Origin of the sequence: Agrobacterium sp. ST15.16.055 (assembly GCF_027956555.1) — a bacterium.
GTDB lineage: Bacteria > Pseudomonadota > Alphaproteobacteria > Rhizobiales > Rhizobiaceae > Agrobacterium > Agrobacterium salinitolerans.
In genome coordinates, this window is the sequence record NZ_JAQKGN010000011.1 from 135,142 (window position 1) to 148,533 (window position 13,392).

Consider the following 13,392-nt stretch of genomic DNA (forward strand, 5'->3'; position numbering starts at 1 on the left):
GTTTATAGGACTTTACAAGCGGTCTTGCCTGTTGAATATCGACATATCGTCAAGAGTTCATTCCGTGAGGGAATATGGTGCTGCCGCCACGCCGTTTTCTGCCGTCGCTTTCGCTGCTGGCGGCTTTCGAAGCTGCGTCTCGCACGGGCAGCGTCACCGCCGCTGCGAGGGAACTGGGGCTGACGCAGGGTGCGGTCAGCCGCCAAATTCTGGCGCTTGAAGAGCAGCTTGGCGCGGCGCTATTCCTGCGCGAGAGGCAGACGATCCGGCTGACAAGGGCCGGGGAGGGTTATGCAAGGGAAATCCGCGAGGCGCTGCGGCGAATATCGACGGCTTCACTCAACCTGCGCGCCAATCCGGATGGCGGCACGCTCAATCTCGGCGTCCTGCCGAGCTTCGGCACGCGCTGGCTGGTGCCGCGTCTTCCCGATTTCATTGCCAGACACCCGGGCGTTTCGGTCAATCTTCTGACGCGATCATCGCTATTCGATTTCCGCACGGACACTGTTGATGCGGCGATCCATTTCGGATTGCCGCATTGGCCGGGCACCGAGCTGGTTTTCCTGATGCATGAAAAGGTCATTCCGGTCTGCAGCCCGGCCTTCAAGGAGCGACACGGACTTTCAAAGCCGGACGATCTGCTGCATGTCCCGTTGCTGCACATGACGACCCGGCCGGACGCCTGGGAACAATGGTTTCGCAGTCATTGCGTCAGTTTCGACAATGTGCATGGCATGCTTTTTGATCAGTTCACGACGATTGCCGAGGCGGCGAGCGCCGGTGTCGGGGCGTCGCTCATTCCGTCCTTCATGATCGAGGAAGAGTTGCGAAGCGGTCGTCTGGTTGCGGCTGTCGCGGGGGAAGTGGAGAGCGAGGAAGCCTATTATCTCGCTTGTATGCCGGATCGCGCTGGTTATGCTCCGCTTGAGAGTTTTCGGCGATGGATCGTTTCCGAGGCCGCAATTGGGGCGAACGGCATGCCGGGCCAGTTTTCGGCGTAATCCGGTAACCGGCCTTGCAAGACGGACGCAGCTCAGCCAATAGTGCGCCATGACGCGTGGCACGAGCAGCCATGCACCGAAAGTTCAAATACGGGAGATGTCCGTGAAGCCCATTTTTGTTCAGCTTCAATGTGAGCCCGGCAAGACCTATGATGTCGCCGACGCTATCTACAAAACGGAACTGGTTTCCGAGCTTTATTCCACCAGCGGTGAATATGATCTGTTGCTGAAAATCTATCTGCCGCAGGAAGAGGATATCGGCAAGTTCATCAACCAGAACATCGTCAATATTCCGGGAATCGTGCGCTCGCTGACGACGCTGACGTTTACCGCGTTTTGATGCAGCCTATCTGACGATACATGCGGGCCGCGGGGTAGAGCCCCAGGAGTGCCATTTTGCACGGGGGCCATGCGCCACTTTGATTTTGCTGGAATGTTTTCTGCCTGAGGATGGGAAGCAGGTGGGGTGCCTCTATGCTCTATTCTTCAGGGCAGATTTGGCGATCTGCGGTCAGCGAAATGCAGGCAGCCGGATTATCGCGCAAGACATGCAAGAGAAGAGGCATGCAAGAGAAGAGCGCGCCATCGGACCGCTGTTCGGGGTCCGATATTTGGCGCGGCCTAATTTTGACGGTTCTGTGAGCGGGCGAAAGTTTTCCCGCATCAGGCGACTGCGGCCAGATTCCGGTTGCGCACGAGATCGCGGATGGCAATCCGCACGTCGTCGGCGCTGTCGAACTTCTGTTCGTCCAGATCGTGAACGTGGAACTTCACCGCGATGAACTTCAGCCGGTCGTTGTCCGGTATGACGATGCCGACGGGTTCGCCAGCGAATTCAATAACTTGCTTTTGCATAGGTATACTCCCGCTGTGGCTTATTTACACAGCATGTTGTCGAACTGATTTTTAGGAAATTGAGACCGTCAGGTCACATTCGACAGCAGCGGGAACACGTGGATTTAAATCCAGCATTCCAGGACTCAAGACCAAGGATTGCGTTGATGTTGATATGTTTTGACATGACACACTCCCTGTATTGGTGTTGGCCCAGAATCAGGAGACTCGTTCTCCAGTTCCACACTGATAATCCAGACCAGCACTAAAATCAATGCTGATTGTTATAGGTAGAATATTTTTCTTTATGATGACAGGAGAGGGGCGGAATTGTGAAATTTTTGTTTTCGGCCGAGGCCGCCACGAAAAGCCCGGTGCAGCGGGCTTTTTATGTTTGTTTTAATTGCCGCCGGTAGCGGGCGGTGGGTAAATATGATCGTTTCCGTTGAAATCGGAAACGGAGTAACAGCCATCGCGGGTCTTTTCGGCCGCATTTCGGCTGATAGCGGCCTTGCCGTGACCGCCGGGAATGTCGAGAACATAGGTCGGCTGGCAGAGCCCGGAGACGTTTCCGCGTAACGCCGAAACGATTCGCTGGCCCTCGTCGATCGTTGGCCGGAAATGGCTGGTGCCGGGCGCAAGATCGGGATGATGCAGATAATAGGGCTTGATACGGGTCTCGACAAAGGCGCGCATCAACTCGGCAAGAACCGCCGGGTCGTCATTGACGCCTTTCAAAAGGACGGTCTGGCTGACCATCGCGATGCCGGCGTCGATCAGGCGCGCCGAGGCGCGCCTTGCGGTTTCGCTGAGTTCACGGGCATGATTCGCGTGCAGGGCCACATAGGTGGTTTTGCCGCTGGCCTTCAGCGCATCGATCAGTGCCACGTCGATACGGTCGGGATCGACCACCGGCACGCGGGTATGGAATCGGACGATCTTCACATGCGGTATGTTTTTCAGGCGCGTCATCAGGTCAGACAGGCGCCGGGGGGAAAGCACCAGCGGATCGCCACCGGTCAGGATGACCTCCCAGATGGCGGGGTTCGCATTTATATAGTCGAATGCGGCGTCAAGCTCAGCCGGGCTCATCATGCCATTGCCCTGCGGTCCGACCATTTCCCGGCGGAAACAGAAGCGGCAATAGACGGGGCAGACGTGCACCGCCTTTAAAAGAACCCGGTCGGGATAACGGTGGACGATGCCGTGGACGGGGCTGTGTGCGTCGTCGCCAATCGGGTCGTCGCGCTCTTCGGGAAGGTGAACGAGTTCGGCCGCGTCCGGTACGAATTGCCGGGCAATGGGATCCTGCGGGTCGCGGCTGTCGATCAGCCCGGCAATCGATGGCGTGATGGCGAGTGCGTAACGCTGCGTCACCGCGCGCAGGTTCTCCAGCGCTTCGGCTTCAATCAGCCCCGCTTCGAGAAGCGCTTCGGGTGTCTTGATGATCTCAAGCCCTGTCATCGTCCATATTCCGCGACTGGGGCCCACATGACGAGATCGATACGGGGGGCGCCCGTCGCCAGCATCACCAGCCGATCGAACCCGAGCGCTATGCCGCTTGCAGGCGGCATGATGGCGAGTGCGGCCAGAAAATCCTCGTCCAGCGGATAGGTCTCGCCGTAAATGCGCTGCTTCTCGACCATTTCCATTTCGAAACGCCGTCTCTGCTCAGTCGCGTCGGTCAATTCACCAAAGGCGTTGGCGAGTTCAACGCCGCAGGCATATAGCTCGAAACGCTCCGCCACCCGCGCATCCCCAAGGGACTTGCGGGCAAGGGCCGCTTCTGCGGTCGGATATTCGTCAAGAATGGTCGCTCTGCCGAAACCCAGTTCCGGTTCCACCCGTTCCACGATGACACGGCTGAACATATCCGCCCAGGTATCGTCATCGGCCACGCGAATGCCGGCATTGGTGAGGCTCGCGGCAAGATGGCGACTGTCGGTTTCGCCGTTTCGGCTGATGGTGGCCAGCAGGTCCACACCGGCATATCGCTCGAAGGCTTCGGCGACGCTTACCCGCTCAGGTTCGAGAAACGGATCGACGCTGCGACCACGATAGGTGAAACTCTTCGCCTTTGCGGTTTCAGCTGCCAGCGCCAGAAGATTGGCGCTGTCCTTCATTAGGCTCTCATAGTTTTCGCCGACCCGATACCACTCCAGCATGGTGAATTCCGGATGGTGCAGAGGGCCTCTTTCCCGGTTTCTGTAAACATGGGCAAAACAGGTGATGCGTTTTTCACCGGCGGCGAGCAGCTTCTTGCAGGCAAATTCGGGAGAAGTGTGAAGATAAAGCGGCGCGGCGTCGCCGGCCGGCGTCAGGCCTTGCGTAGCGAAAGCATGCAGATGAGCCTCGTTGCCGGGGGAAACCTGCAGTGTCGCGGTATCGACCTCAAGAAAATCGGCGCTGGCGAAATAGCCGCGAAAGGCCGACTGGATCGCATTGCGCTCAATGAGAAACGCGCGTCGATCCGCGTGGACATCAGGCGTCCACCATGGCGACATTGTGTCTTTGCTTGCGCGCATTCTCAGTTCTTTTCCGTCTTCTCTGCGGCGCTCAATTGCGGATAAATGGCCCGCAAAACGCCTGATCGCATCATTTAAAGCATTTCCGGGCGGAAAACCGCTAGGCACTCTTCCGCGAATTGCTGTAGAAGGCTGGCAATTCGTGCGGATTTAAGGTAGTTGCGCCCCAGAAAAAAGACAAAACGTCTGCCGGGGCCGGTGCTGCCACGCAGTCCTTTACGACGCATTTCATCGAGTTACAAGGAAGTCATATGGTCAAGGTTATCGCCTCATCCGTCCGCAAGGGCAATGTTCTCGACGTGGACGGCAAGCTTTACGTCGTTCTCACTGCGCAGAACTTTCACCCCGGCAAAGGCACGCCGGTCACGCAGGTGGACATGCGCCGCATCGTTGACGGCGTGAAGGTCTCCGAACGCTGGCGCACCACCGAGCAGGTCGAGCGGGCTTTCGTCGAAGACCTGAACTTCCAGTTCCTTTATGAAGACGGCGAAGGCTTCCACTTCATGAACCCGGAAAACTACGATCAGGTCGTGGTCGATGTCGAGACGATGGGTGACCAGAAGGCCTATCTTCAGGAAGGCATGACCTGCGTTCTTTCCATCCACGAAGGCAATCCGCTGGCCGTTGAACTACCGCGTCACGTCACGTTGGAAATCACGGAAACCGAACCGGTCGTCAAGGGCCAGACGGCGTCTTCTTCCTACAAGCCGGCAATTCTCTCCAATGGCATCCGCACCATGGTGCCACCGCATATCGATGCCGGTATCCGCGTGGTCATCGCGACCGAAGACAATTCCTACGTCGAGCGCGCCAAGAACTGAGCCTGACGGCCAGTTAAAAAAGCACCGGGCGACCGGTGTTTTTTGTATCACGAACAATAAAAAGCCCGCGTCGAGACGCGGGCTTTTTCTTTGCCTTGCGGCGTGTCTTACATGGCCTTGGCCGCGGTCCGGGTCGGGCCGGGCGCCTTCTTCGGAGCCGTGGTCTGGCCAACGGCGTAACCGCCGCCGAGCGCTACGTTGAGCGAGACGTAGTCCTGCGCGGTCGTTTGGATCGCCGTGGCAAGGTTTGCCTGTGCATCTGAGACCGAGCGCTGAGCATCCAGAACATCGAGCAGAGACGATGCACCGTCACGATAGCTGGCAGTGGAGAGTTGTAGCGCTTCCTGGTAGGAGGCGACGGTCTTTCTCAGAGCGTTGACGGTACGCTGGTCGCGATTGATAGCGGCCAGGGCGTTTTCGACTTCTTCCACCGCATTGAGAACAGTTGCCTTCCAGACGAGATATTGCTCTCGCGCCTGTGAGTTGGCGATGTCGACATTGGCGCGCAGTCTGCCGCCGTCGAGAATCGGAAGAGTTAGGCTCGGACCGAAGGACCAGCTATTGGCCGTTCCTCTAGCGCCGCCGCTCAGGAAATTATAGCTCGGGGTGATCGCACCACCAAGCTCTATGCTTGGATAAAGTTGCGCCTCGGTCACGCCGATCGTGGCGACCGCAGCGGCGAGATTACGTTCGGCGACGCGGATGTCCGGGCGGTTGCGTATCAGGTCGGCCGGAATACCGGTGGGGGGAACTGCCCGCGCAACAGGCTGGCGTGCGCCCTTCTGCAGTTCAGCGATGAGCGACGAGGCCGGCATGCCGAGCAGGGTCGCGATGCGGTGCGCGGCCTTGCGGAAGCTGGTTTCGAGGCCGGGGATCTGCGACAGCGTCGAATTGACCAGACCTTCGGACTGGACGACATCGAGGCGCGAGGCCGCACCGGCTTCGAGCTGCAACTTGGTCAGATCGAGCGTTTCGCGGCGCGAGCCCAGGTTCTGGCGAGCGATCTCCAGACGTTCCTGATAGTAGCGCACGTCGATATAGGCGGCGGCGACGGCTGAAATCAGCGTCAGGCGCTGAACGTCGACCGTGGAGTAAGCGGCATCGAGCGATGCATTGGCGCTTTCGGTGGCGCGGCGGTAACGGCCGAAGAGGTCTAGGAACCAGGAAACGCTGAGGCCGCCCGACGACACGTTCGTGACGGGAACATCTCGATAGCTGCCCTTGGTCTCGCTGGTCGAGTGGCTGCCGCTTGCCGTCAGGCTTGGCAGGCCGCCAGCGCCGTCCACGATCACCTGTGCCTGCGCCTGATTGATGCGCTCGATCGCCTGCATCACGGTCAGGTTCTGACTGAGGCCCGTGGAAACGTAACCATTGAGGCGGCTATCGTTAAAGGCCGTCCACCACGCAACGCTGCTGATGTCGCCATTACTGGTTTTTCCGGCTTCCGCAAACTTTCCCGGCAATTGAATTTCCGGCGTTTTGTGGTCGGGCCCGACGACGCAGCCTGAGAGCAGCAGCATTGTCAGGGGAAGAGTAGCGCGAATAGACAGCATGTAATTTTCCCAATTCTTAGGTTGGCTTACCGAGCGCGGCTTGCTGACAAACGGGCTGCGCGGTCGATATGCCCTAGAAACGTGCATTAGCCAAATCGGCAACATTTCTAGCAGCGTATTAACGGTTGGCACAGCCCATTTTTGTTTTGTTAACGCCTTGAAAGGCGGCGAATGATGACGAAAAAGGACGGAACGAAGAAAATTCCGAGCAGTGTTGCAGAAAGCATACCACCCAGAACCCCGATTCCGATTGCATTTTGCGCGGCAGAACCCGCTCCAGTTGCGATTGCCAGAGGCACGACACCCAGGATGAAAGCCAGCGACGTCATGATGATCGGACGCAGGCGCAGCTTGGCTGCCTCCAGCGCCGCTTCCACAAGACTTAACCCGTGCTCCTGCCTCTCCTTGGCGAACTCGACGATCAGGATCGCGTTTTTCGCCGCGAGACCGATAGTCGTCAGCAGGCCCACCTTGAAGTAAACGTCATTCGTCTGGCCGAAGAAATGGGCCGCAGTCAAAGCGCCGAGGACACCCACCGGAACGGCCAGAATGACCGAGAAGGGGATCGACCAGCTTTCATAGAGAGCGGCAAGGCAAAGGAACACGATCAGTACCGACAACGCATAGAGCATCGGCGCCTGAGAGCCGGAAAGGCGTTCCTGATAGGAAATGCCCTGCCACGCCACCGTGTAGCCGCCCGGCAGGCTCGCCGTCAGCCGTTCCATCTCGTCCATGGCGTCACCGGACGCAACGCCTGCACCGGCGGTGCCTTCGAGCGAGATGGCGCCCGTGCCGTTGAAGCGGGCGAGAGACGGAGGCGCATTGATCCATTTCACTTCGCTGAAGGAAGAGAAAGGCACCATTTCGCCATTGGTATTGCGGGCGTACCAGAACTTGAGGTCGTCCGGCTGCATGCGATAGGGCGCATCACCCTGAACATAGACCGGCTTCAGCTCGCCGTTGAGCGTGAAGTCGTTGACATCCCGGCCGGCAAAGATCGTCGACAGCATGAGGTTCACTGAGGACAGATCGACCCCCATGGCTCCCATCTTTTCCTGATCGAGAACGATCTTCATCTGCGTTTCATTGTCCTGGTTGCCGCTTCTGAGCGAGCTGACCTTCGGATTGCTGGTCGCCAGCGCGATCAGTTCCTTGGACGTGGCGGTCAGGGCATCGGTGCCGTTGCGGCCGCTATCCACGAGATACATCGAGAAACCGCTCGATGTGCCCATGCCCTGAATGGCCGGAGGCAGAAGCGGGAAGACCTGCGCGTCGCGGAAACCGAAGAAGGTGCCCATGGCGCGCTGAACGATGGCACCGGCATGTTGATCCGGCGCCGTGCGTTCTTCGAAATCCTTGAGCTTGGTGAAAACGATGGCGTTGTTCTGGCCAGAACCGCTGAAGCTGAAGCCGAGCACGCCGAAGACCGATTCGACATTGGCGGCTTCCTTTTCGCGGAAGTAGTTTTCAACCTGCTTCACCACCTCGTTGGTGCGTTCGATGTTCGAACCGGTCGGCGTCTGGATGATCGTCAGAAGAACACCCTGGTCTTCCTGCGGCAGGAACGAGCTAGGCAGCTTGCTGAAGAACCAGACGCAGCCTCCGATAACGACCGCGAAAATGATCATCACGCGCAGCGGACGCTTCAGCAGATAGCCGATGGAGGACACATAACCGTCCGTCGTTTTGCCGAAGCCGCGGTTGAACCAGGCGCCCGGTCCGCGCTGCTTCTTGTGATGGTCGATCGGTTTCAGCATCGTGGCGCAAAGCGCCGGTGTCAGAACGATGGCGACCACAGCCGACAGCAGCATAGCTGACACGATGGTGATCGAGAACTGGCGATAGATGATGCCGGTCGATCCGCCGAAAAAGGCCATCGGAATGAACACGGCGGTCAGCACGAGTGCGATACCAACGATAGCACCGGTGATCTCGCCCATCGACTTTTCCGTCGCCTCAACCGGCGACAGGCCTTCTTCCGACATGATACGTTCGACGTTTTCGACGACGACGATGGCGTCGTCCACGAGAAGGCCGATGGCAAGCACCATGGCGAACATGGTCAGCGTGTTGATCGAATAACCTGTCAACGCAAGCACGCCGAATGTGCCCAAGAGAACCACCGGCACGGCGATCATCGGGATGAAGGTGGCTCTGAGGTTTTGCAGGAATACCAGAAGTACCACGAAGACGAGAATGATCGCCTCGATCAGCGTGTGCACCACTTTCTCGATCGACAGTTTCACGAAGGGCGTGGTGTCATAGGGATATTCAATCGAAACCCCCTCGGGCAACGAACCCTCGACATTCGTCAGGGCCGCTTTCACGCGGGCCGCCGTATCGAGCGCGTTGGCGCCCGTGGCGAGGTTGACTGCGAAACCGGCGGACGGACGGCCGTTGGAGCGGGAATCGCCGCCATAGGTTTCCTGGCCGATTTCGATGCGCGCCACGTCGCTGAGGCGGACCGTTGCGCCGTCTTTTTCGACTTTGAGGATGACCTTCTCGAAATCGGCGACGGTGGTGAGCTGGCTCTGCGCCGTTACCGTCACGTTGAGCTGCTGGCCCTTGACGGCCGGTACCGCGCCGAGCGAGCCGACCGAAACCTGGGTGTTCTGGCTCTGGATGGCGCTGGTCACGTCGGCGGTCGTCAGCTGGTATTTGTTGAGCTTGAACGGATCCAGCCAGATGCGCATCGCATATTCAGAACCGAAGACGTTGATGCTGCCCACACCCTCAAGACGCTTGATCTGGTCCTCGACACGCGAGGAGAACACGTCGCCGAGATCGGCCGAGTTGCGTTTGCCGTCGGTCGAGATCAGCGCCCCGACCATCAGAATGCTCGATGTCGAGCGGCTGACCTGGATACCCTGCTGCTGCACGGTATCGGGCAATTGCGACTGGACAAGCTGCAATTTGTTCTGCACCTGAACCTGCGCAATGTCAGGCAGAATACTGTTGCCGAAGGTCAGCGTCACTTCGGCGCTGCCCGTTGAGGACGACGATGTCATATAGGTGAGGTCATCGAGGCCGGTCATGCCGTCCTCAATGATGGTCGTCACCGATTTTTCGACGGTTTCGGCGCTGGCTCCGTTATAAGTCGCGCTGACGCGAACCGTCGTCGGCGCAATATCCGGGTACTGCGAAATGGACAATGTCCAGATCGCGAGGGCGCCGCCCAGCATGATGACGATGGCGATAACCCATGCAAACACGGGGCGCCGGATGAAGAAATGGGCCATGGCAGTCCTGCCTTACCTTTTACGAGCTTCGACCGAGGGTTTCGTGCTCATGCTTATTTCGTGGGGGCGGCGGCAGGCGGAGCTTGCTGCGGCAGAACGACGATACCGCGATCGTCGATGGTCACTTCAACCGGTGCGACAGTCGCGCCTTCGGCAATCCACTGGAAGCCATCAACGATCAGCTTGTCGCCATCCTTGACGTTTTCCGTCACCAGCCAGGCGTTGCCCGACTGCTGACTGGACGGGAAGGTGCGGGTTTCCACCTTGTTTTCCGCCGTCACGAATTTCGCCGTCAGTTCGCCACTGGCGTTGCGGCTCGCGGCGCGCTGCGGAATGCGGAAGCCCTTTTCCTTGCCGATGGTCAGCGTGGCGCGGACATAGGTGCCGGGAAGCAGGAGATCGTCCGGGTTCTCGAACAGGGCGCGGATGGAGAAGGTGCCGGTGGTTTCGCTCACCGCCATGTCGGACATGTCGATCTTGCCGTCATGCTTGTATTCGGTGCCGTCTTCCAGCGTCAGGTGAATACCGGTCTCCTTCGTGTCGCCGCCGAGCTGGCCCGACGAGATCGCCTTTTTCAGACGCAGAAGATTGATGCTGGATTCCATCAGGTCGATATAGATCGGATCGATGCGGCGCAGCGTCGTCAAAGCCGTCGTCTGGTTGGCCGTCACCACGTTGCCGATGCTGAAGGCTGTTGCGCTGGTGATGCCGTCGAAGGGGGCGCGGACCTTGGTGAGATCGAGGTTGATTTCCGCCGTTTCCAGCGCAGCCTTGGTCTGCGCCACATCGGCTTGCGCCTGCAGCAGCGTCACCTTGGCGTTTTCATATTCGATCTGCGTCGCGCCGCTGTTGACCAGACGTTCGTAACGGGCAAGGTTCGCCTCGGCGCTCGGAACGCTTGCTTCCGCCTTCGCCACGCTCGCCTTGGCCTGCGCCACTTCTGCCAGATAGGTATTGTCCTCGATCTGGTAGAGAACATCGCCCTGCTTGACCTCGCTGCCTTCCTTGAAGGGAATTTCGCGGATGATGCCGGTGACGCGCGGGCGGATTTCCGCTGTCTGGAACGCGCTGGCGCGACCGGGCAGGACCGTGGTCAACGGGTATTCCCCGGTCTTCATCAGGATGACGCTGACCGGAGACGGCGGACGCTCCGTATTCTGGGCGGCGTTCTGGCTGCTCTCGCCGCCATCGCTGCAACCCGCCAGAAGGGCGGTTACACACAGAGAAGCAAATAGGGGCAAAATACGTCGGCTCATTGTTCTTCCCTGCGTATCGATCGCATTCAACTATAAGCGCAATGTCGCTCGGCGGATGCGCGTCCGGAAACAGACACGAAGGGCGAAGGCCTTGGAAGTGACCCTTTTCGCTCATTCTGCCCGGACCGCCACGCCCATAGAAGCGCAGGCTTATGCGCTTCGCAAGCAATTGCGAGAAGGTGACGTAAATTGGGAATCGTCACTTAGCAAGCGGATTGCGTAATGCCGCATCGATTAAATCGACGAGTTGATCGCAACGTGTTGCTAAATTGCCGATGTCTTCGCGTGCCAGGAGGACGGGATGGATTACGCTTGTAAGCGCGTGGAGCACGGTGTTCGCAAGGGGCGGAATGTCGGCGGGGGCATAGATTCCCGCAGCGACACCGTCACGGATAATGTCGGCCAGAAGGTTTGCAATGACGGATTTGTAATAGTCGCCGCATTTCATGTCCTGCTTTGCCGTCATCAGGATCATTTCGAATATGTAGGGATTGTCGTTTAAATCCCGGTGGTGCTGTTCCATCAGGGTGCGTGTTAGATGGCGCAGTCTCGAAAGCGGCGCGTGGCTTTTATCCAGCGGCTTGATGTCCCGTTCGAACGCGCCGATCTGCTCGAAAGCGATCGCATCAACGAGTGCGTTCTTGGAACTGAAATTCTTGAAGACATTCGCAGGCGACATGCCGAGCGCCGCGGCGATATCCGCAATCGCCACCGCATTGAAACCGCGCTGGCGGAAAAGCTCCTCGGCTTTGGCGAGAATGTCCCGCCGGGTTTCCTCAGCGGAACGACGAGGCCGGCGCCGCACGGGAAGGTCATTCTTCCTGTCGCCCTTTCTCGCCTGTTCGATCGTTTTGCTCACGGGTCAGACTCCGGGGAAGAACGGCTCCAGATTCCGGCGTACCCTTGCAAGCGGCGTTTCGCCGCTATCGTCGGGAACGAAGCGCTGTCCGGTGATGCGTTCATAAGCATCAATATAAACCTTGGATGTCTGCAGGACGAGATCCTGCGGAATTTCGGGAACGTCGTCCTTATAAGGGTCGCAGCGTTCGGCGACCCAGGCTCTTACGAAATCCTTGTCGAAGCTTGCCGGCCGCGTTCCGTTGCGGAAACTTTCCTCGTAGCTGTCAGCCATCCAATAGCGGCTGCTGTCCGGCGTATGGATTTCGTCAGCCAGGATGATCGTACCGTTCTCGTCCGTCCCAAATTCATATTTTGTGTCGACGAGAATGAGCCCCTGCTTTGCGGCAATTTCCTGCCCACGCTGGAACAGCGCCAAGGCGTAACGGGAAAGCGTGTCCCATTGCTCCTGCGTCAACAGTTTCTTCCCGACGATCTCTGCGGGCGTCAGCGGTTCGTCGTGGCCGCCATCGAATGCTTTGCTCGTTGGTGTGATCACCGGTTCGGGCAAAATCTGGTTGTCCTTCATTCCATCAGGCAGGCTCATGCCATACATCTGCCTTTCACCCTTCTTATAAAGGGTAAGGATTGAGGTGCCCGTCGTGCCGGCCAGATATCCTCGAACCACGACTTCGACCGGCAATATGTCGAGCCTCTTGCCGATAACGACATTCGGATCGGGATAGCTGACCACATGGTTGGGGCAGATATCCTTGGTATGCTCGAACCAGTAGCGCGCCGTCTGGGTGAGCACCTGTCCCTTATAAGGGATGCATGTGAGGATACGGTCGAAGGCGCTCAGGCGGTCGGTGGATATGATGATGCGGTTACCGTCGGGCAGGTCGTAGTTTTCCCGGACCTTGCCGCGGTAGTAATTCGGCAGCTCGGGAATGACGGCTTCATCAAGAATGCGCACGGGCTCTCCAATTCTTGGCTTTATAGGGACGTTGGACGCCCCGATCTGACTGAAACTCCTGTCCGTTCCTATTGCATGTTTCCCGAAGCAGGGCCAGTCGGCAGGTAAAGGAGGCCGCTGGACCCTGTTTATTAGATGAAACTCAAAACTCTCATTAAATAACAATAACTTACGAAAAATGTCAGTTTTTTGACGATAGGTGTGTTGACTTGTTTGAGGGTGATCTCTTATAAGTCCGCTCACTGAACGAGGGCGGCGGCGCTGCTGGCGACGAAGTCTTTCGTTCTAAGAAAATCAAGAAGATGAGCTGAATGCTTGTTTGTTTCCGGGGTTTTGAGCCTTGGGGGATT

Annotated in this window: 11 protein-coding genes; 3 read left to right on the plus strand and 8 right to left on the minus strand. The window is 58.2% G+C overall.

Translation table 11 applies throughout. The features are described 5' to 3' along the window. Positions 1-74 precede the first annotated feature (74 nt). Together PL599_RS16555 and PL599_RS16560 are read left to right on the plus strand one after the other, a co-directional pair. On the plus strand, positions 75-1,001 hold the full coding sequence (locus PL599_RS16555) for a LysR family transcriptional regulator (protein WP_269824723.1): 927 nt from the start codon (positions 75-77) through the stop codon (positions 999-1,001). Positions 1,002-1,104: 103 nt separating this feature from the next. Beyond that, entirely contained in the window at positions 1,105-1,341 is a 237-nt protein-coding gene (locus tag PL599_RS16560; RefSeq protein WP_003521320.1) for an Lrp/AsnC ligand binding domain-containing protein, read from the plus strand. Positions 1,342-1,664: 323 nt separating this feature from the next. Here the strand turns inward: PL599_RS16560 and PL599_RS16565 are convergent, their stop codons facing one another. The 3 genes from PL599_RS16565 to epmA all read right to left on the minus strand — a co-directional run bounded on the left by PL599_RS16565 (position 1,665) and on the right by epmA (position 4,360). Beyond that, the gene (locus tag PL599_RS16565) at positions 1,665-1,856 is read right to left on the minus strand and encodes a hypothetical protein (protein WP_003492264.1); all 192 of its coding nucleotides are present in this window, start codon (positions 1,854-1,856) and stop codon (positions 1,665-1,667) included. Positions 1,857-2,234: 378 nt separating this feature from the next. Beyond that, a complete protein-coding gene (locus PL599_RS16570) occupies positions 2,235-3,299 on the minus strand; it encodes a lysine-2,3-aminomutase-like protein (protein ID WP_269824722.1) in 1,065 nt (354 codons plus the stop codon). Beyond that, positions 3,296-4,360, minus strand: a complete 1,065-nt coding sequence (epmA, locus tag PL599_RS16575; protein WP_269824721.1) for an EF-P lysine aminoacylase EpmA — start codon at positions 4,358-4,360, stop codon at positions 3,296-3,298. Before epmA ends, PL599_RS16570 begins: the two co-directional genes overlap by 4 nt. A gap of 251 nt (positions 4,361-4,611) precedes the next feature. Between epmA and efp the strand changes: the two genes are divergently transcribed. Then, a complete protein-coding gene (gene efp / locus PL599_RS16580; protein ID WP_065114199.1) occupies positions 4,612-5,181 on the plus strand; it encodes an elongation factor P in 570 nt (189 codons plus the stop codon). Between the two features lie 107 nt (positions 5,182-5,288). Here the strand turns inward: efp and PL599_RS16585 are convergent, their stop codons facing one another. From PL599_RS16585 to PL599_RS16605, 5 genes are all read right to left on the minus strand, one after another. Next, positions 5,289-6,734, minus strand: coding sequence for an efflux transporter outer membrane subunit (locus PL599_RS16585; RefSeq protein ID WP_137412218.1), 1,446 nt, complete (start codon positions 6,732-6,734; stop codon positions 5,289-5,291). Between the two features lie 149 nt (positions 6,735-6,883). Continuing rightward, positions 6,884-9,973 (minus strand): efflux RND transporter permease subunit, encoded by a 3,090-nt coding sequence (locus PL599_RS16590; protein WP_269824720.1) that lies wholly within the window; start codon positions 9,971-9,973, stop codon positions 6,884-6,886. A gap of 53 nt (positions 9,974-10,026) precedes the next feature. Next, on the minus strand, positions 10,027-11,229 hold the full coding sequence (locus PL599_RS16595; protein ID WP_077985574.1) for an efflux RND transporter periplasmic adaptor subunit: 1,203 nt from the start codon (positions 11,227-11,229) through the stop codon (positions 10,027-10,029). Positions 11,230-11,428: 199 nt separating this feature from the next. Beyond that, positions 11,429-12,088: a TetR/AcrR family transcriptional regulator gene (locus tag PL599_RS16600; RefSeq protein ID WP_269824719.1), complete on the minus strand. Its 660-nt coding sequence runs from the start codon at positions 12,086-12,088 to the stop codon at positions 11,429-11,431. 3 nt (positions 12,089-12,091) lie between these two features. Continuing rightward, positions 12,092-13,042, minus strand: a complete 951-nt coding sequence (locus tag PL599_RS16605; protein WP_077985576.1) for a phosphoribosylaminoimidazolesuccinocarboxamide synthase — start codon at positions 13,040-13,042, stop codon at positions 12,092-12,094. Positions 13,043-13,392: the final 350 nt, after the last annotated feature.